The sequence below is a fragment of the Bifidobacterium primatium genome (genome assembly GCF_002802875.1).
GTDB lineage: Bacteria > Actinomycetota > Actinomycetes > Actinomycetales > Bifidobacteriaceae > Galliscardovia > Galliscardovia primatium.
Map to the genome: position 1 here is coordinate 171419 of NZ_PEBI01000001.1, position 19250 is coordinate 190668.

11 protein-coding genes and 1 pseudogene are annotated in these 19250 nt (G+C 63.6%); 1 reads left to right on the forward strand and 11 read right to left on the reverse strand.

The window, feature by feature from the left end; all coding sequences use genetic code 11:
* Positions 1-4: 4 nt before the first annotated feature.
* Positions 5-802 (reverse strand): 3-ketoacyl-ACP reductase, encoded by a 798-nt coding sequence (locus CS006_RS00680; protein WP_100509885.1) that lies wholly within the window; start codon positions 800-802, stop codon positions 5-7.
* A gap of 431 nt (positions 803-1233) precedes the next feature.
* Between CS006_RS00680 and CS006_RS00685 the strand changes: the two genes are divergently transcribed.
* Positions 1234-2487: an MFS transporter gene (locus CS006_RS00685; RefSeq protein WP_165777168.1), complete on the forward strand. Its 1254-nt coding sequence runs from the start codon at positions 1234-1236 to the stop codon at positions 2485-2487.
* A 178-nt stretch (positions 2488-2665) separates the two neighbouring features.
* On the opposite strand, the gene CS006_RS00690 is transcribed toward CS006_RS00685, so the two are convergent.
* The 10 genes and pseudogenes from CS006_RS00690 to CS006_RS00735 form a co-directional block, all read right to left on the reverse strand.
* Positions 2666-4330 (reverse strand): glycoside hydrolase family 43 protein, encoded by a 1665-nt coding sequence (locus tag CS006_RS00690; RefSeq protein WP_207759975.1) that lies wholly within the window; start codon positions 4328-4330, stop codon positions 2666-2668.
* A gap of 21 nt (positions 4331-4351) precedes the next feature.
* Positions 4352-6475, reverse strand: a complete 2124-nt coding sequence (locus CS006_RS00695) for a glycoside hydrolase family 36 protein (RefSeq protein WP_165777169.1) — start codon at positions 6473-6475, stop codon at positions 4352-4354.
* A gap of 25 nt (positions 6476-6500) precedes the next feature.
* Entirely contained in the window at positions 6501-7880 is a 1380-nt protein-coding gene (locus CS006_RS00700) for a glycoside hydrolase family 28 protein (protein ID WP_100509888.1), read from the reverse strand.
* Between the two features lie 244 nt (positions 7881-8124).
* Entirely contained in the window at positions 8125-9015 is an 891-nt protein-coding gene (locus tag CS006_RS00705) for a sugar phosphate isomerase/epimerase family protein (protein WP_100509889.1), read from the reverse strand.
* A 570-nt stretch (positions 9016-9585) separates the two neighbouring features.
* Positions 9586-10098 (reverse strand): nitroreductase family protein, encoded by a 513-nt coding sequence (locus tag CS006_RS00710; protein ID WP_100509890.1) that lies wholly within the window; start codon positions 10096-10098, stop codon positions 9586-9588.
* 240 nt (positions 10099-10338) lie between these two features.
* Positions 10339-11361: a LacI family DNA-binding transcriptional regulator gene (locus CS006_RS00715; protein WP_100509891.1), complete on the reverse strand. Its 1023-nt coding sequence runs from the start codon at positions 11359-11361 to the stop codon at positions 10339-10341.
* 215 nt (positions 11362-11576) lie between these two features.
* Positions 11577-12813, reverse strand: a pseudogene (locus CS006_RS00720) (AGE family epimerase/isomerase).
* A gap of 21 nt (positions 12814-12834) precedes the next feature.
* Positions 12835-13851: a hydroxyacid dehydrogenase gene (locus CS006_RS00725; RefSeq protein WP_100509892.1), complete on the reverse strand. Its 1017-nt coding sequence runs from the start codon at positions 13849-13851 to the stop codon at positions 12835-12837.
* A 252-nt stretch (positions 13852-14103) separates the two neighbouring features.
* Positions 14104-15705 carry a glycosyl hydrolase family 28 protein gene (locus CS006_RS00730; protein WP_100509893.1) on the reverse strand — a complete coding sequence of 534 codons (1602 nt, stop codon included), beginning with the start codon at positions 15703-15705 and terminating at the stop codon, positions 14104-14106.
* Positions 15706-15789: 84 nt separating this feature from the next.
* A complete protein-coding gene (locus CS006_RS00735) occupies positions 15790-19185 on the reverse strand; it encodes an alginate lyase family protein (RefSeq protein ID WP_133119497.1) in 3396 nt (1131 codons plus the stop codon).
* Positions 19186-19250: the final 65 nt, after the last annotated feature.

Consider the following 19250-nt stretch of genomic DNA (forward strand, 5'->3'; position numbering starts at 1 on the left):
TCTGTCAGAGCACCGGGATGTGCATGCCGCCGTCGACGTTGATGATGTCGCCGGTGGAGTACGGGGTGTTGCCGGAGGCGAGGATGGACACGGCGCCGGCCACGTCTGCGGGCTTGCCCCAGCGGCCGATCGGGGCGCCGCCGTTGGCGAAGAAGGTGTTGTACTTGTCGTGCACGGTGGAGGTCATGCTCGTGGCGATGATGCCCGGGCGGACCTCGTAGACCACGATGCCTTCGGGGGCGAGGCGCACGGCCCACAGCGAGGTGGCCATGTGCACGCCGGCCTTGGAGATGCAGTACTCGCCGCGGTTGAGCGAGACCGTCTCGGCGGAGGTGGACGCCATGTTGATGATGGTGGCGACCGGCTGCTCCGGCGGTTCGGGGAGCTTGTCGAGCGGTCCGCGCAGTTCGATGACGCGGTTGGCGAAGGCCTGGGTGAGGAAGTACGGTCCGCGCAGGTTGATGCCCAGCACGCGGTCGAAGCTTTCGGGAGTGGCCTCGAGCAGGTCCTTGCGCTCCTTGGGGGCGACGCCTGCGTTGTTCACCAGCACGTCGAGGCGGCCCCAGGCGTTCACGGCGTCGTCGAGGTAGCGCTTATGGTCGTCGAAGTTGTCGACGGAGCCCTGCACGTAACGCACGAGGGAGTCGTCGCCGGCCTCTTCACGCAGTTCGGCGAGCACGTCGGTCGGCTCGTCCCACACATCGAGGATGGACACGGCGAAGCCGTCGGCAATCAGTCGCTTCGCGATTCCGAAACCGATTCCCTGCTTACCACCAGTAACAAGAGCAACTTTGTGCGTCATCGCAATCTCCTTAACGGTTTTCTTGCTGTCGTTTTGAACCATACACCATTTTGAAACCGGTTTCAAATCAAATCAAGAATCAGTCGCGAAACACCGGAAAAATCATTGTTTTCGAAAATTTATTTTCCAAACATATGACGTCGCCAAAACCAATCGGCACAACGGCTTTCAAGGTCTCGACACGCCAACGGAAAAGCAAATCGTGGCAACATGTCGTCACGACACTCCGAAAAGGCATGGTATCGTAATTTTCCAGCGATGTAACTAGTTACCTAAATGACATTCACATCACCGCTGCCGCATCACTGCGAACGGTCCGGACGCCCGATGTCCGACCGGCCGATGACGGAACGATGATGGACGTCATACAGATAGCATCCTACATCCCCCACCCACGTTTCCCCTATGATTTGCAGCAGATGCAAAGGAGCATGATGAACATCAACGTCAAGAACGCCGCCGTCACCGACGCGCAGCAGAACTCATTCCCCTGGAGGCCGTCGATAGCCCAGTTCTTCGGCACCATCGGCTTCTACGCCCCGTTCTTCGGCATCAGCGCCGTGCTGCTGCCGGCCAAAATCCAGATGATCGCCCCCGACCAGAAGGTCTCCATGGTGGCGAGCGCCACGAGCATCACACTGCTCATCTCCGTGTTCGCCGGCTTCATCTGCGGCGCCCTGTGCGACATGACGCGCTCCCGATTCGGCGCCCGCACGCCGTGGATCGTCGGCGGCGGCATCCTCGCCACCGTCTGCCTCGTCATCTTCGCCACGTCGTCGAACGCCACCGTCGCACTGGGTGCATGGTACGTGTATGTGGTGTGGTACAACGCCGTCATGGCCGCAGCCATGGCGTGGATGCCCGACCTCATCGCCCCGAAGTACCGCGGCACGGCGAGCTCCATGTTCGGCGTGGCCACGCAGATCGGTCTCAACGGAGCCCAGTCGCTTGCCTCCCTCTACATCACCAACGTCTCCAAGGGCGTGTTCATCCTGCTGATCGTCGCCGACGTCGCGTTGATTCTCGCCGTCATCATCTGCCAGGAGAAGTCGAACAAGCATGTGCCGCGCGAGCCGTTCTCCTTCGAATCGTTCAAGACGAACTTCCTGCCGCCGCGCCATGCCGGCCGTGACTACTGGTTCGCTGCGCTAGCCCGCCTCATGTACATGATGCCCGGCGGCATCGGCACCTACCGCCTCTACACGCTGACCGACTACATGCACACCCCCGCCGAGGCCGCCGCCAAGTGGATGAGCCTCATGGCCGCGCTGAGCCTGGTGATGGCCATCGTCGCCGCCGTGATCTCCGGCCCGTTGGCCGACAAGCTCAAGACCATCAAGGTACCGGTCGCCGTGGCCGTGTTCCTGGTGGGCGTGCCCTGCTGGCTGCCGTTCTTCATCCCGACGCCGCTCATGTACACCATCTACGTGGCCCTGTCCGGTCTCGGCGGCGGCATCTTCGTCGCCCTCGACCAGGCGCTGATGACCTCCGTGCTGCCGAACCAGAAGAACGCCGCCAAGGACCTCGCGTTCCTCAACGTGGCCGGCACCATCGGCCAGATGCTCGCCCCACTTCTGGCCGCCGCCGTCATCGGCGTCTTCGGCTACATGGGACTGTTCCCGATGGGCTTCATCGTGCTGTCCATCGCCGCGGTGTCCGTCTTCGGCATCAAGGGCGTCAAGTGATTTAGGTCTTCCCCTCCCTTTTCGAACGTTCCGCATGGTCCGTCAACCATGCGGAACGTTTTTTCATATGCGTTGACGAACACACGAAGGCCTCGCATGTACGATACGATGCGAGGCCTTTATTCTGCCGGCTTATGACCGTAACGGGCGACGGAATCGACGTCCGCCGCCCGTTACGTCAGCGCTTCTCCTCATAGTCGAGGTACTTGAAGTCGGCGTGGGATTCGTGGGCGTCCATGTCCTGGGCACAGATGCCGAGCATGGCGCCGGTGAACGCGCAGCCCTTGATGGTGCGTTCCACGTAGTCGTCGCTGATGTGGTCGGCCGGCTGGTCGCCGCCGAGCGGCCTGAGCTCGCCGTCGCCCAGCGCATAGGAGAACCGCGCGACGGCGCCGCGCACCTCCACATGCAGCTTCACGGGGGCGTCGCCAGGGATCTCCACCTGCTCGCAGCCGTACTCAAGGTCCTCGTGGTCGCAGCGCAGAATCTGCAGCACGCGGGTGTCGGAGCCCTCGGTGTCGAAGGTGACGCACGCGTAGATCCAGTTCTGCGTGTCGTAGTAGAGCACCAGTCCCGCCATCTGCTGGAAGTTCTTCGGCCGGAAGTCGACCACGGTCTCGGCGTCGAAGTCGAAGTACTCCCAACGACGGGCGAACAGGCTCTGACGGTGCTGCGAGCGCAGCGACTGGCCGCCTTGGAGACGCAGCCAGCCGGGACGATCGGTGAGGCTGTAGTCCTCTTCCGGCACGAGTGCGGTGCGCAGCGTCTTGAGGCTCGGCGGAATGGCCGGATCGGTGACGGAGTCGACCTGTCCCGGAGCGAACGCACCTTGGGCAGGGTCGTCGGCCGCTGCGGGGGCGAAGTCGATGCGTTCGGAATGGTCGAGCTTCTGCGTCACGCCCTGCGCGATCTTCGGCGCGGGAACGTCGAGGTCGGGGCTGATGGTGTCGTTCTCCAGCCGCGGCCATCCGTCCTCGGTCCAGTGAATCTTCTGGATGCCGGTCTCGCGGCCGAGCGTGCAGTTGCCGCGTTCGGTGAGCGGACGGCCGCAGATCTGGGTCACGTACCATTCGTCGCCGATCTGGAGGAAGCAGCAGTGGCCCGACTTCTGCAGCGGGTTGGTCGGCTCGTCTCGCGCGGTGAGCAGCGGCGTGTACGGCGAATCCTCGAACGGGCCTTCGAGCGTGCGGGCGCGGGCCACGGTGGCGGCGTGCATGTAGCCGGTGCCGCCTGCCGCGCACAGCAGGTAGTACCAGCCGTTGCGCTTGAGAATCTGCGGTCCTTCGCACACACCGAGCTTGGTGCCCTTGTAGAAATGCTTGCGTTCGCCGATGAGTTTCATGGTCTCCGGGTCGAATTCCTGAATGACCGTGCCGGCGAACAGCTCGTGGCCGGGACGGTAGTCGTAGAGCATGTTGAGGAACCATTTGCGGCCGTCGTCGTCATGGAAGATGGCGGGATCGAATCCGGATGCGGTGAGGAAGTGCGGTTCGCTCCACGGCCCGCGGATGTCGTCGGCGGTGATGACGTAGTTGAGCGTGTCCTTGAACGGCGCATAGGTTTTGACGTCGGTGTAGACGAGCCAGAACTTGCCGTCGGCGTAGCTCAGATGCGGCGCCCACAGGGAGCCGGAGTCGTAGTTGCCGAGCAGGTTCACCTGGGATTCGCGGTTCACGGGCGAGGCGACCCATTCCCAGTTGACGAGGTCCTTGGAATGGTAGATGTCGATTCCGGGCCACCATTCGAACGTGCTGGTGGCGATGTAGTAGTCGTCGCCGACGCGCAGCGCGCTGGAGTCGGGATGGAATCCCGGCAGGATCGGATTGTGGATCATGGTCGTCATAGGAACTCCTTTGTCATGGAATCACAGTAGTACGGCGACACCGTCGAAGTCGCGAAGTCCGCCGATGGTCAGCGTGCCGTCGGCGAGCGTGACGTCGACACCGTTGCGATGGAATTCGTCGGCGATGGCGGCGCCGTTCGACGCGGCGTCGCCGAGCGGAATCTCCACGGTGTTCGGCGCGTCATGGAACGTGTGCAGTACGACGAGCACACGACCGTCGGCGGACGTTCCCGCCTCGCCGCGGCGCACGATGGCCTGCCAGCCGCGCGGATGGTTGTAGCTGCGCATGGCCGGCCCGTGCCATGCGCTCTCGCCGTAGTCGATGATCGGTGCGGCGGCATGGTAGAGCGCGACGCCGTCGTTGATGATGTCGTTCTTCTCGCCGGAGAACGCGTTGGCGTCACCGGAGAAGCAGAGGCGTCCAAGCAGACCGGAGCAGATCTGGTAGTAGAGTTTGTCGGCTGGGTCGTCGTCGCGCACGACGGCCCAGATCTGCGATTGACGCGGTAGGATCATGCGATGCATGTTCGCGGCGACGACGGGGATGTAGTCGCATTCGTGCGCATCGGAGAAGCTGGCCATGGCGCCGATCTCCATGAACGACTGGACGAGTCGGTGCCCGCCGGACGCACAGATCTCGATCATCAAGTCCGGCAGTTCCTCCCGGATGCGGCGGAAGAAGTCCTGCGACGCTTGGACCTGGTCGTACAGGCCCTCCCCCAGCGACATTTCGGGCTGGCCGGGAGTCTCGCAGCCGATGCCGATGGTGTCGTTGTAGTCGACTTTCATATAGTCGAAGCCGTTGTCGCGCAACATGTCGATGACCTTGTGGGCGAGGTAGTCGCGCACTTCGGGATTACGCATGTCCCACCAACGGCGGTTGCCTGAGGTGATCGGCAGACCGTCGCGTTTGAGCAGCCACGCGGTCTTGTTGAAGCAGTCGGGCTCCTGTCGGCCGGCGACCTCGAACTCGAACCAGATGCCGGCCTTGAGACCCGCGTCGTGGATGGCGTCGACGACTGGCTTCAATCCATGCGGGAACGCCGCCGGGCTGACCTCCCATTTGCCGAATCGGCTGGCTGATTCGAATGCGGCGTCGTCGAACCATCCGGCGTCGATGACGAAGTATTCCACGCCGAGCGCCTTGACGGCGTCAAGCTGTTCGAGCACGCTTTTCTCGGTGGGCACACCCCAGGTGGAGCAGAATTCATTGAAGATGATGGGCAGATGGTTTTCGGATTCGGGCACGTCGAGATACTGCCGCACGTTGGCGGCGACGGCCTGTGCGGCCTCGTCCACGCCGCCGGCGACCACGGCTACGACGGCCTTGGGCGCGTCGAACCGTTCGCCGGGCCGCACGGTATGCTTCCACTGGCCGAATTCGCGGTCGGCGATGCCGCCGGAGAGGCTCAGCCCGTCGTCACGGCGGTAGACTTCGATCTGCCAGCTGGAGGCGTGCGTGGTGGCCGCCGCCCAGGTGACGCCGGCGCGGCCGTCGGTGAGTCCGACGAACGGCACCCATTCGCGTACGGGGAAGCTGCCGACGGAGCCAAAGCGCACGGAGTTGGCGGAGAACCTCTGCCAGCTGGGTTCGAGCTGCAGGTCCTCGACGGGCTGGGAGAGCAGTCGGCCTTCGGCGCTCCATGTACTGCGCAGACGATGCAGCGTCAGGTTTTCAGCATCCAGTCCGGTGGCGAACGGCGAAATCGAGCCGAGCGTGAAGCTGGAGAGCATCTCGAACGTGACGGCCTCGGCGGAGTCGTTGACCACGGACGTGTGGATCTCCACGGCGGGGCTTTTCGTCGTCATCGTCAACACGTGTTCGTAATGCCATCCGCGCGGGTCGTCGATGCGCGTGGTGACGGTGGTCGTGCCATCATCGTCGGCGAACACGCGCGGCCTGCCGAACTCCATGCGTGTCACGGTCTGCGAGTTGCGCATGGTGCGGCCCTGCGAGAAGCCGAACGGATAGTCGTCGCCGACGATCTTGGCCTGTACGAGCGGTTCGGCGGCGCAGTCGTCGCGTGTGACGTCTGTGGTGCGGCCGGCCGGCACGAGCAACAGTTCGACAGTGCCGCTTTCGTCGTCCCGACGGTAGATTGCCGTGGTCTCCCCCACGGTCACCTGCTGAAGCATCGTTCGCATGTTATGTTCCTTCATATGAATCGGATTATCGCCAGGCCGCCCCGTTGACACGGACGTCGTCGATCACCGCATCGTCGCAGCCGTCGACGAGGATCGCCGGCCGTTCGTCGTCGCGCAACGTGCGCAGACGGATGTTGCGCATCTGCAGGTCGGCCACGTTGCGCAGGTCCATGAACGACGTGCGCGACCAGTCGGGCCAGTAGTTCTCGCTGGATTTCCCCTCCGGCGAAACCAATCGGTCGAGCACCTTCGGATACTCGTCGTCGGCGGGGATGTCGGTCTTCTTCACGCCGCCGATGAACGTGTATCGGATGTCGCTGAGCGTCACGCCGTCGACCGGACGGCCGTCGGCCGCATCGAATCGGATGCCGTTGAACCGCGGCGAGCCCATCACGTCGTCGGTGAAACGCATGTGCGTGTTGGCCATCTCCTCGTCGTCCACGGCGGTCAGATGCGAGATGTCGATGTTTTCGAGGCGCCCGATGGACGGCATGTGGTCAAGCTCGATGGAGCTGCCCAGATCGTCCGGCTCGAACCGATTATTGAGAATCACGAAAATCGGACGGGTGACGTTGCGCATGACGATATTGCTGACGCTGATGTCGCTGATCGCCCCTCCCTCGGTGCTTTCGATCTTGATGCCCTCGCGCCACACTCGGTTGAGCGTGCAGTTGCTGATCGTGACGTTGTAGATGTCACCGATCGACTTCAGGCCGATGCGGATTCCGGCGCAGATGCCGGAGAACTCGCAGTTGTTCACGTGGACGTCGTGCACGGGATGCTCGCGGCTGCTGGCCTGCAGGCAGAAGTTGTCGTCGGTGCCGCGCACGTAGCAGTCGGAGACGAACACGTGCGCGCAGCCGTCGAAGTCGAGGCCGTCGCCGTTGTAGCGCTTGTCGTTCCTGATGTCGACTCCGCGCACCCAGATGTATTCGCTGTCGAGGAACGCGGTGGTCCATGCGGCCGCGTTGTACAGGCGCAGGTTTTCGACGTGCACGTTGGAGCAGCGCAGCATGCGGATCATCATCGGACGGTAGATCGACCCCTCGTTGGGGAAGACCTCGGCCCGGCCCTGGATTTCGCCGTGGCCGATCAGGCCGAAGTCGTGCGCGTCCTCGGCGTAGATGAAGCAACGGTCGATGTCATGCTCGTTGCGGTAGCGGTTGTGGTGCACGTCTGGCGAGTAGTCGGCGATGTTCGGACTGGCGACCAGCTTCGCCGAGGCCGCGACGTTGAGGTACACGTTCGACTTCAGGAACAGCGTGCCGGAGAGGAATTCGCCATCGGTCAGACGAACCGTGCCGCCGCCGTTCGTCGCGCATTCGTCGATGGCCTGCTGGATGGCCGGGCCGTCGTTGGTTGCGCCGTCCGCCTTGGCGCCGTAGATACGGGGATCAATCGTCATTGAAAGGTTCCTTTCGTGTTATTGGGGTGTGATGCGAGGGGGGGGGTGATGGGCGATAACCGAGGGAGGGACTTGGTCCGATTCCAACCGGCTCCCCTCAGTCAGCCTCACGGCTGACAGCTCCCCTCAGAGAGGGGAGCCAGCAAATTCCAATTGGCTCCCCTCATGATTGAGGGGAGCTGTCGGCACAGCCGACTGAGGGGAGTTGACCCCGCTCAATCACCGCCTGCGGTTTTCCTCCCCGCTACGCCAGCTGGGCGTCGAGCGGCAGGTTGTCGATGGCGTTCTGCGCGGCGACGAGCGCGTCCTTGAGCGGTGCGACCTCGGGGTACCAGCGACGCTCCCATTCGAGCGACAGCGGGCCGGTGTAGCCGCCGTTCTTCAGCAGGCGGCAGCACTTGGCCAGCGGCACGCGGCCGGTGCCTTGCAGCACCGGGGTCTGGTCGCCGGGGAACGCGCAGTCCTTGATCTGCACGAGGCCGCGACCATTCGCGATGTACTGGCCGATGTATTCGAACGTGGTCACCGGGTCCTCGCCGACGCGCCACGGGTGAGCAAGATCCCAGATGGAGCCGACGCGGTTGCCGGGGGCCAGACGGTCGATTTCGGCGTGGATCATGGCGTTGCGCTCGCCGTTGGTGTGCGAGTCGTGGGTTTCGAGCAGCGGCTGTACGCCAAGCTTGTCGGCCAACGGCAGGGCCTTGACGATGATGGCGGCGCCGCGCTTGGAAATGCCGGCGAGGTTCTGGCCGTCGGGCAGGGCGAGGCCGGGCAGACGGTCGGGGGTCCAGCACGGGTCGAGCGGGGCGGTCGGGAACACGCGCACGTACTGGGCACCGAGCACGTCGGCCATATGCAGGCAGTGTTCCAGGCTTTCGAGCAGTTCGTCCTCGGTACGGTCGGGGTTGCACACCTGCACGCGGGAGTCCACGGAGAAGATGGAGACGTTGGCCTTCTCGGCGAGTTCGTCGCGCATGGTCTTGAGTTCGTCGTCGGTGGAGGTCATGGTGAATTTCATTTCATCGCCGACCGCGACCTCGATCTTCGTTACACCGGTTTCAGTGAAGGTCTTGGCGAGTTCATCCATGGTGTCGTACGGCGCGCCGAGCGTGCTTGCAGCCAGTTCCCAAGCCATTGTCGCTTTCCTTTCCTAAGCCTCGTTGCTGAGGTGTCGTGGGGCTTTCGAGAACATACGGTTCAGTCAGCCCTTATATCATCCATATCGGTTCATCGCGGTCTGTCGTCGTTTATGACCGGACATCGTTTCTGAAACCGATTTCAAAAACAGTTTCAGTGTACACCAATCCACTCCCCGAAACAGCGGGTTTCGCGAAAAACATCGCCGCACATGACACAGCTCCGCATAACGCAGCCAACGACCGGCGCCCACGCCCACACCACATACACGACGCAAACGACGGCGTCCGGTATCGACGCATGGCACGGAATCCCATATGACGGCATCCGACCGTTCCCTGCCACTATTTCTTGGCAGGGAACGACAATATATCCGTTTATCGCATTCCATGCCACGCCGTCTAGTAGTCACCCCAAATCACTCGTTGCAATTCCAACGTTTTTGGGAACGGCAGACTCCGCAAAGACGCGTTCCATCGGCGCGGAACGAACAATCGCGACAAAAGACTGTTCCATGCCAGAATTTCCTGGCACGGAACAGAAAGACACAATGAAAACGACTCCCGCGTCACAGATACGTGACGAGTTCGTCGATCGGCTTGCGACGCGAGTGCTTGGCCGACGGTTCGGCGTCGTCGGCCGGATAGCCGAGGTCGAGCATGGCGACGACCCGCTCCTTGTCGGCCAGCCCGAACGCCGCACGGACCTTGTCGGGATCGAACACATTGACCCAGCAGCTGCCGACACCGCGGTCCGCGGCGGCGAGCATCATCTGCGTGGTGGCGATGGACGCGTCCTCCACGCCGGAATCGTATCTGCCGCCCGGATACTCGTATACGTCGGTGGTGTCGTACGTGACCATCAGCACGGTCGGCGCACCGTAGCGGCATTCCGAAAGTTCGTCCACCTTGGCCAGACCTTCCGCCGACCGGATGACGTATACATGCTGCTCCTGCTGGTCGACGGACGTCGGCGCCAGACGACCGGCCTCGAGAATCGCATCCAGGTCATCTTTCTCGACCTGCCGCACATCGTACTTCCGGCACGCATAGCGTTTCGCTATCACATCGTTGAATTCCATCGTGCATATCCCCTTCCATCGTCAGCACGACGATTTCGAGACCCACTATAGGCGCGAAATATGCACGGCAAGCACCTTTTCATGCCGCACGATCCGAAACGTACGGATACAAAACCCCGTTATCGCGAATCCGTGGTGCCAAATGGTCGTTTTTCGGCGGAAAAACGACCGAAAGGCACCGTAAATCGCGGATAACGGGGGGCGCCCATATGACGCGGACCACCGCGCGAAGTCGCGCACCTATCTCGCGGAATCGCGGATAATCATGCGGCCCTGCACGGTCTCGAGGCGCGACTGCGGCGGTTCCTCGCCGGCGCGCCTGGCCTGAATCTGCTCGTAGAGCATGGCGAACGCGCGCTCGCCCATATCGTTGAAATTCTGCCGGTAGCTGGTGAGCGCCGGCTTCCACAAGGGTGCGAACTGACGGTCGTCGAATCCGACGACGCTCACGTCCTCCGGCACATTGCGGCCGACCTCGCGCAGTCCGTTGATGACGGCGATGGCGGTCTCGTCATTGCCGGCGAACACGGCGGTCACGTCGTCGCGGCGGCCGAGCGCACGGCCCGCCTCGACGGCCTCCTGCAGATCGGAGGCCGAGACACGCAGAATCTCGGGGATGGGCGCGCCGGCCTCGGTGAGCGCATCACGCCAGCCGTTGGTACGGGTGTTGCTGCTCGGGCCTTCGGCGCGGGCGACATGGTAGACGGTCCTGTGACCGAGGCCGAGCAGGTATTTCGTCATCTCCCTGCCGCCCTCGCGTTCGGAGTTGATGACCTGGTACGGCCCCTCCCCCGCGTTGCCGCCGACGATGACCAGCGGCATGCCGTCGGGGATGTAGCGCAGCGCCTCGGCGCCGGCATGGTCGTATTCGTAGACGATGACGCCGGCGGGATTGGAGCCGAGCGCCATCTGCACCATCTGCTGCACGTCGTCGATATGATGTTCGCTCAGCGTGGTGACGCCGAACAGGTAGTTCTTCGACTGCGCGCCGCGTTCCACGCCGATGTTCGTCATATTGGTGGAGAACGTGCCGGAATTGGTGGCGAACACCATGACGGAGTCCATCTCCTTGTTCGCCAGTGCGCGGGCGACGATGCTCGGCTTGTACCCGAGCAGTTTGATGGCCTGCGCGATGCGCTTGCGCTTCTCCTCGTTCACGTTGGCGGTGCCGTTGAGGTAACGGGAGACGGTGGGCGCCGAGACCCCGGCGAGTTTGGCGACGTCCTTGATCACCGGCGTGCTGCGTTGCGCGTTCCTGGCCATTGGTTGGGACTCCTTGATGATATATACCGTCATATGGCGGCCGTACTGCATTGGCCGTCGGCATGAAATTATTTCAGACCTCATGCCGGCGACCACGATGTTGCCTATTATTTCAAGCCGCGATGACATCACCACGGCCTGTAAGCGATTGCTCACTGGCCCCGCCGGCCCATCTGAGAAGAGAGCCTCGGCGGGCGCGGACCCCGATCCGCCGATCAGTCGGAGAGCGAGGCCTTCAGCGCCGGAGCGACGGAGACGGCCGGGTCGAGCAGCGGTATGAGCGTGGCCTGCGTGGCATGGTACAGGTCGGACTTGCCGGGCCACACGGTGGTGAGCACGTGGTTGTCCTTGTCGAGCTGGTGGAACCACGAGCCCTTCTCGTGGTCGACGAGGTATTCGTCGATGTACTGCCAGAACTTCGCGTACCAGTCCTTGTACTCCTGCTTGCCGGTGACCTTGGCGAGCGTCGCGGAGGCGTTGACGGCCTCGGCGAGCGTCCAGTGCATGCGGTCGGTGACCACGGGATTGCCGTCCCAGTCGGTGGTGTAGGCCAGTCCGATGGTGCCGTCGCGGTTCCATGCGTCCTCGAGGGCGCGGTTGAACAGATGCTCGGCGGCGTCGACGAGCGACTTCCTGCCGGCGTCGTCGCGGTCGGAGCTCAGCACGTACTGGGTGATGAGTCGCGACCATTCGATGCCGTGGCCGGGGGTGGCGCCGAACGGCTTGAACTGGTCGTCGGGCTTGTCGCGGTTGCAGTCGAGGTCGGGCTGCCAGTCGGCGGTGAAGTGCTCGGGGATGCGCCAGTCGTTGTTCGACGCCCAGCCGACCACATGGTCGATGATGCGTCCGGCGCGACGGCGGTATTCCTCGTCTCCGGTCACGTCGGCCACGGCGAGGAACGCCTCGGTGGTGTGCATGTTGGCGTTGAGCCCGCGGTACGGGTCGAGCCTGGTGAATTCGGTGTCCCACGTGTCCACGGCGAGACCGGTCTCATCGTCCCAGAAGTGCTTGTTGTAGGCGTCGAGCGCCTTCTTGAGCAGTTCGGGGCCCTTCGGGCGGCCGATGAGCGTGGCGGAGGTGCCGGCGAGGATCACGAACGCGTGGGCGTAGCAGATCTTGTCGGGCGCGGGCTTTGCCCGCCCAGGTGATCTCGGGGTACCAGCCGCCGTTGGCGTCGTCGTGCAGATGTCCGAGCAGTCCGTCGACCGCCGCGTCGACCAGTTTCTCGGAGCCGATGTGGCCGAGCAGCGTGCCGAGCGAGTACACGTGGGCCATGCGGCAGGTGATCCAGGTCTGGATGCCGTGCGACGGGTCGGGGTTGCCTTCGTTGTCGAGCCATGCGGAGCCGCCGCCGGGCGCGGGGAACCGGTGGCCGAAGCCGAGCAGGTTCTCGGTTTCGCGGGCCAGCAGGGCGCGGTTCTCTTCGGTGCCGTATTCGTACTTCTTGTCCATGATGGAAACGCTCCTGCCCTGTCAGTCCAGCGGATTGGCCTCGAAGTGCACCGGCGGCTCGCCTGCGGCGATGTGCTCGAACTCGGTGAGCACGGAGGCGCCCATGCGGTTGAGGTCGCAGCCCATGGAACCGGCGATGTGCGGGGTGAGCACCACGTTCGGCAGGCCCCACAGCGGGCTGTCGGCGGGCAGCGGCTCCTCCGGGTCGGTCACGTCGAGCACGGCGCGGATGCGACCGGAGACGAGCTCCTTCTCGAGCGCCTTGTGGTCGATGACGATGCCGCGGGCGGAGTTGAGCAGCAGGGCGCCGTCCTTCATGAGGCCGAGTTCATGCGCACCGATCATGCCGGCGGTCTGCGGGATGCCGGGCGTATGGATGGAGACGATGTCGGACTCGCGGAACACGGTGTCGAGGTCGACCTTCCTGGCACCGTGCTCGGCGGCCTCCTCGTCGGTGAGATGGCGGCTCCAGGCGATGACGTTGAAATCGAACGGCTTGAGCATCTCCATGAAGTCGCGGGCGATCTGCGCGGTTGCGGTCACGATGCCGACGGTCTTGCCGTAGGTGCCGGCGTCGGCGTAGTTGACCTCACGGTTGATGTAGGCGCGCTGCTCGCCATACTGATGCTGCGACAGCGTGTAGTCCTTGCTTTCGAGCAGCGTCACGCCGAGGCAGTACTCGGCCACGGGGATGGAGTTGGCGGCCTGCACGTTGGTGGCGAAGATGCCGCGATCCTTGGCGATCCTGCGGGCCTCGTCGGTCAGGGACTTGTAGGCGCTGCCCTGGGCGGCGATGATGCCCTTGAGCTTCGGCATGGCGTTCAGTACGTCGGCGGTGATCTGCGGGGCCTCCCAGCCGTACCACAGGTAGTCGGCGTCCTTCATGCGATCGAGCGCGGCCGGGTCGGAGAAGTCGGTGATCTCGGTGTGCTGCTCGATGTTGGCGATTTCGTGCAGACGCTTCCACATGGGTTCCGTCAGCAGCTGCTCCGGCAGGCCGGGCTTGATGGACATGACGACGTTGAATTTCTCGGACATGACGCTCCTTTGCAATGTCGTTTCACCGGACGGTCATTTTTTGAAATTGATTTCTTAAAATCAATTCTCTTTCCGCCTTGAAAACACTGTGCTCTTCGATTTTCATGAATTATTATATGAAACCGATTTCAGAATTGCAAACGCGACACGTCGCCGTCTTGGACCATCAGAATCCGTATTTTCGCGCACGGGCCGCAGCGGGCCGGCCCCGATTCCGACGGCCCTCGCACGGAAAGACCGATACCGCCTGGTTCAGGAACGAATCTCGGACACGTAAATGTCGGCCGCGTATTCGCCGACCCGCACATTCGCATCCCCCAACGTACGACAGGGACGGCCGCCGCGACGAATCTCGCGGAAGGCCAAGTCCCTCACCGTGCGCGTCTCGTCGAAGCCCGCGATGAGCGACGGCTCCTCCCCCGACCCGTCGGCGATCTCCACATGCTCGACCGTCACGCGCTCGATGCCCCGGCCGGGAACGGGATTGTAGTCGGGATTGCACCGCACACGGAAGTCGAACACGCGGCCGTGACGGAACCTCTCGACGCGGATATGGCGATACGCAACGTCTCGCGCGAGGTTGCCGTCACCTACGTCGATGGCCATGACACCGAGGTACCCGGGCTGGTATTCGTTGTGTTCGAGCACGTCGATGTTCTCGAACACAACGTTCTCGATGACGTCGCCTCCATGCAGGTAGTCGCCGTGCGTGCCGATCATCGTCGGATGCGCCACGTCGGACCACAGCACGCAGTCGCGCACGGTCACATTCGTCGTGTCGCCGCGGAACTCCCATCGGCTGCCGTAGACAGCGATGCAGTCGTCGGACGTACGCAGGAAGCAGCGTTCGACGGTCACGTCGGAGCACGACATCATGTCGATGCCGTCGCTCCAGCCTTCGCAGCTGAACGATTTGAGGTCGCGGATGACGACGCCGCGGGACGAGCCGAGCATCACCGTGTAGTGCGGTGGATTGATGCAGCAGATACCGGCGATCTCCACGACGCGCGAGTTCGCGACGGCGATTGCGCAGGTGCCGGAGAAACGCCCGAAATCCGCGAGCGCCAGGATTCCGCGGCCGATGACGCGCACGTCCTCGGCGTGGTCGATGCGTAGCGCGCCTTCGACCACGGCCCCGCCCTCCAGAATCAGCGTGGTGTGCGGCGGCAGACTCAGTACGCCGTCTTCGACGAAATAATGGCCCGGTTTCACACGAATGACGAGATTACGGTCGGAATCGGCGGAGGATGGGCTGCCATCGACGTCGTTCGCATCACCGGCGATCGCGCCGTCGACGTCGGCACCGAGGAACCGCGTGCCGTCGAGATAGCCGGCGTCGAGGGGACGGCCTCGACGGATGTTCTCCAGTTGCAGCAGCACGTCCCGTCCCAATGTATTCGGCCCGTCCATACGTCCCTTCACGACGACGTCGGCCTTGTCGCCGGGACGTTCCAATGCATCGGCGTCCGCGATGGATCCGGCGAAGAGATGCAGGTTGTGACGACGGTCATGATTGAGTTCCATCGACAGGTTCGCCGGCCGGTCGAGCCGGAACACGACCCGCCGCGGCTCCACCTGTGGGGCAATGTCCAAGGCAAGCGGCCGGATGTCCGCCGTATAGCAGTACCACCAGCCGGGACGCGTGACCTCGACCTCCACGACGCCTTCGAAGTCGAAGTACGCCATCGACGCCTCGGAGACGTCGTGCATATCGACCTTCACGCGGTAAGTGGGCACCTCATGCCATGCATCATTGCCGACGGTTCGCACGCGCACGATCAGATTGTGCTGCAATACGGCGCCTGCGGGCACCGGATACATACGAATCGCGGAATCATCGGAAGACGGAATCATGACGGCCTGCTCCTATCAATAATCAATCGAAAAAATGATGGACGGCCCCGTTCGGGAGCCGTCCATCAGGGGAATCACCGGGAATCACTGAGCCTTACGACGCAGGGACAGTGCGATGCCGGCAGTCAGCGCGATGACGGCGAGCGCTGTCACGCCGATGACGGATGCACCGGTGCGGGAGAGACGGGCACTGTTGCCGGAGGCGTTGCCCTGGACGTCGGTCTTGCCGTTCGCGGCGTTGGAACCGTTGCCGGAGGTGTTGCCGCCGTTGGGCTTGGTGCCGTTCTGACCATTGGAGCCATTGGCGTTGGTCGAACCGGCGTTGCCGTTGTTGTTCGAACCGCTGTTGTTCGAACCGGAACCGCTGTTGTTGCCGGTGTTCTCGTCGTCGCCCGGCACCTTGACGGCGTCGTGATAGGTGAACTGCAGCCAGTTGGCGGTCTTGGTGTCGGCCGCGGCGGCCGGAGTCGCGGCGGCGCCGAGGCGCAGGGCCGGCGCGCACTTGGTCACGTCGGGCCTGTCGGTGGCGCACGAGGCGTCGTCGCCGATCACCGTCTGCTCGACCATGCGGCCGTCGTGGCTCAGGTAGCTGATGCCGATCCAGCTGGTCATGGCGAACTTCTCGTTCTCGCCCACCTTGTCGGCGGAGGCGGTGATTGGGTTGGTGCCGTCGGCGGCCTTCTCGCCCACGGACAGGTACTTGCCGGTCGTCGCGTCCTGCACGGAGTAGGTCTCGTCGGCGTTGGTCACCAGTCGGTAGACGGTCGCGTCCTTCTGCTTGGCGCCCACGGCCACCGTGCCGTCGCTGCGGGTGGTGAAGTAGGAGTCCGTGGTCTCGGTGGTGTAGTTCTTCGGCAGCACGCCTCCGGTGATGGAGTTGGAGCCTTCGGGGACCTCACCGTACTGGGCGATGGCGTTCCATGCGGTCTGGTACCACGGCGCGATGCGCGTGCGGATCTGGAAGTACGGCTTGGTCGTGCCGGCCTTCTCGGCCTTGCCGTTGTACGAGGTGAGCGTGTCGAAGTTGAGGTTGTCGTAGTGCACGAAGCCCTCGGGACGGCTTGCCGCGGCGGCCTTGGCCATCCACGTGGTGTCGACGCCGGGCACCTTGGAGTAGTGTGCGAGCGCGGTCTCGTAGATCGGGCGGAGCTGTCCGCGGTACACGCCCTGCTCCTCCATGGTGCTCCACTTGGCCCAGTTGTCGGTGCGGCCGAAGATGTTGTCGATCGGCTGCGCCTTGAGTTCGCCTTCGCCGCTGAACATGTTGTACTGGGCGGCCCAGTTGTATGCCTTGGCGAGCTTATTGTTCTCGAGGCCCCACAGATCGTCGCCCTGCTGTTCGGCGATGGCGCAGATGTCGCCCATGGCGCCGACGCCGAGCTGGCCGTGCGCCTGGTCTCGCGCGGATTCGGCGGTCTGGCCCCAGTCGCTCACGTAGTTGACGATCGATCCGTTGATGTACGGGCTCTTGTACATGTTCACGGCGTTGTCGTAGATCTCGGCGTTGTCGGTGGCCACGCCGATGGCGATCATGGTGTTGATGGGGATCACGTCCCAGTTGCCGTTGGCGTTCATGGGCGCGCCGCCGTCCTGGATCACCGGGTAGACGACGTTGAGCAGCAGGTTCTGGAACCTGGCGAAGTCGGCGGCCTTGTAGCCGCTGTATCCGCCGTCGTAGTAGCGCACGATCTCGGCCGCGTTGATGAGCTTGTCGGTGGAGAGGGACGCGCCGAGGATCTGGTCGCGGCCGTCGAGGATGTCGAGTTTGTCGGACCATCCGTTGAGGATCTGCACGGTCTTGTCGGCGTACTTGCCTTCACCGGTGACGACCCATTCCAGTGCGTTGAAGTAGGCTGCGGCGCTGGCCTTCTCGTAGTAGGCGATGTTGCCGTGTCCGGGCTGGTCTCCGCGGCCGACGCCCTCCTGCGGGGTGTCGACGAAGTCGGCGGATGCGGTGTTGTCGGGCGCGGTGTTCTTCAGGCGCAGGTAGTCGGAGTACCAGGGGTCCTCCTTCTTGGCCACGTGCTCCTTCATGGCGTCGAGCTGCTGTTCGCTGAGCGTGACGCCGGGGTGGTTGAACACGCGTACAGTCACGTCGTCGCTGGCCTTGGCGGCGCCGTTGGCGTAGTTGACGGTGACGGTGCGGCTGCCGGCCTTCAGTCCGGTGATAGCGGCGGACAGCACGCCATCGGCGCTGGTCACGGCGGCGCCGTCGACGCTGTAGTGGCTGGCGTCGGCATCGCCGTTGACGGGCGTCCACTGCACGGTGGCGTTGGTGCCGTTCACGGTGGCGTGGGCTTCGAGCAGGTTGGCCGGGGCCTCTTCGAACGTGTACTTGTACACGTGGTGGTCGCCGGCGACGGCGGTCATGCCGCTGTCGGTGGCCCGCACCGGGGACTGCGCGCCTTCGGCTCCATCGCGCAGCGAGTTGAGGTGCGTGGCGATGGCGATCTTGCCGGCCTTGGCGTATTCATGCAGGTAGAAGCGTTCGTTCCACAGCACGGCGGGGGCGGTGGCCCTGACCTCGTAGGCGTTGCCGTTCATGTTGTAGTACGGCTGGTTCTTTGCGGTGCCGTAGTTCTGGATGGTCAGGTATTTGCCGTTGGCGAGCGATTTGATGGCGTAGGTGGTCTGCTGGGCGCCGCCCTTGCCGTCGTACTCGGATGCGGTGTAGTCGTAACCGTAGATGGCGAACAGCGAGGCGTTGTCCTTGGAGTCGACGGTGGTGACGGCTCCGGTGCTCTTGTTCACCGCGAGGTATCGGCCGTCGTCGGTCTTGATGTTCACGATCTTCTGCGCGGTCTCGCCGTTGGCGATGTATGAGGAGAACGGCGTCTTCACGGCAAGGTCGACGGGCTTTTCGTCATCGGCGTAGGCGGCGTCCACATAAGGTCGGAGACTGCCGTCGTCGGCGCGGGTGGAGTAGAGGTCGGAGCCGGTGGTGCCCGTGGTGGACAGGCGCAGGGTCATGGTCTTGTCGCCGGCGGCCTTGGCGTCATTGACGAGTCTGGTGATGTCGATGCCGAAGGAGACGTTGCCGCCTGCCATGTCGACGCTTACGGCATCGGCGTCGCTGGCGATCGGCTTCGTGGACCAGGTGATGTTGCTTTCGCTCCATGCGGTGTCGGTGTCGGCGCCGTCCTTGCTCAGGTTCTCGCTGGCGCGCTGCACCTTGAGCGTGTTGGCGGCGTTCTTCTTCGACATGTTCAGGGTGACGGACCTGGCGTCGGCCCTGATGCCGGAAAGGTCGAGGCGCATGTAGGAGTCGATGTCGTTCTTGACGATGAGGGCGCCGTCGGCGTGGGCGTTGCCGGCGTCGGACCCCCAGACCCATGCGTTGTCCTTGATGACGTCGTCCACGGTGTCCGCGTATGCGGCGGTTCCCGTGGCCGCCAGTCCCACGGCGGCCATCATCGCGCCGCTGACTGCGACGCCTATGACCGCGCCGCAGATGGTCCTTGCTTTCTTCAATACTGTCAATGCAGTACCCTTCCTCCCGCCGGCCGCTGCGCCGTCGGATTCGATGTGCGTTCTTGCTGAACCGC

Excerpts from the sequence above, each read along its gene's own strand:
- CS006_RS00680 (WP_100509885.1), bottom strand. The coding sequence starts at position 802 with ATGACGCACAAAGTTGCTCTTGTTACTGGTGGTAAGCAGGGAATCGGT.
- CS006_RS00685 (WP_165777168.1), top strand. The coding sequence starts at position 1,234 with ATGATGAACATCAACGTCAAGAACGCCGCCGTCACCGACGCGCAGCAG.
- CS006_RS00690 (WP_207759975.1), bottom strand. The coding sequence starts at position 4,330 with ATGACGACCATGATCCACAATCCGATCCTGCCGGGATTCCATCCCGAC.
- CS006_RS00695 (WP_165777169.1), bottom strand. The coding sequence starts at position 6,475 with ATGCGAACGATGCTTCAGCAGGTGACCGTGGGGGAGACCACGGCAATC.
- CS006_RS00700 (WP_100509888.1), bottom strand. The coding sequence starts at position 7,880 with ATGACGATTGATCCCCGTATCTACGGCGCCAAGGCGGACGGCGCAACC.
- CS006_RS00705 (WP_100509889.1), bottom strand. The coding sequence starts at position 9,015 with ATGGCTTGGGAACTGGCTGCAAGCACGCTCGGCGCGCCGTACGACACC.
- CS006_RS00710 (WP_100509890.1), bottom strand. The coding sequence starts at position 10,098 with ATGGAATTCAACGATGTGATAGCGAAACGCTATGCGTGCCGGAAGTAC.
- CS006_RS00715 (WP_100509891.1), bottom strand. The coding sequence starts at position 11,361 with ATGGCCAGGAACGCGCAACGCAGCACGCCGGTGATCAAGGACGTCGCC.
- CS006_RS00725 (WP_100509892.1), bottom strand. The coding sequence starts at position 13,851 with ATGTCCGAGAAATTCAACGTCGTCATGTCCATCAAGCCCGGCCTGCCG.
- CS006_RS00730 (WP_100509893.1), bottom strand. The coding sequence starts at position 15,705 with ATGATTCCGTCTTCCGATGATTCCGCGATTCGTATGTATCCGGTGCCC.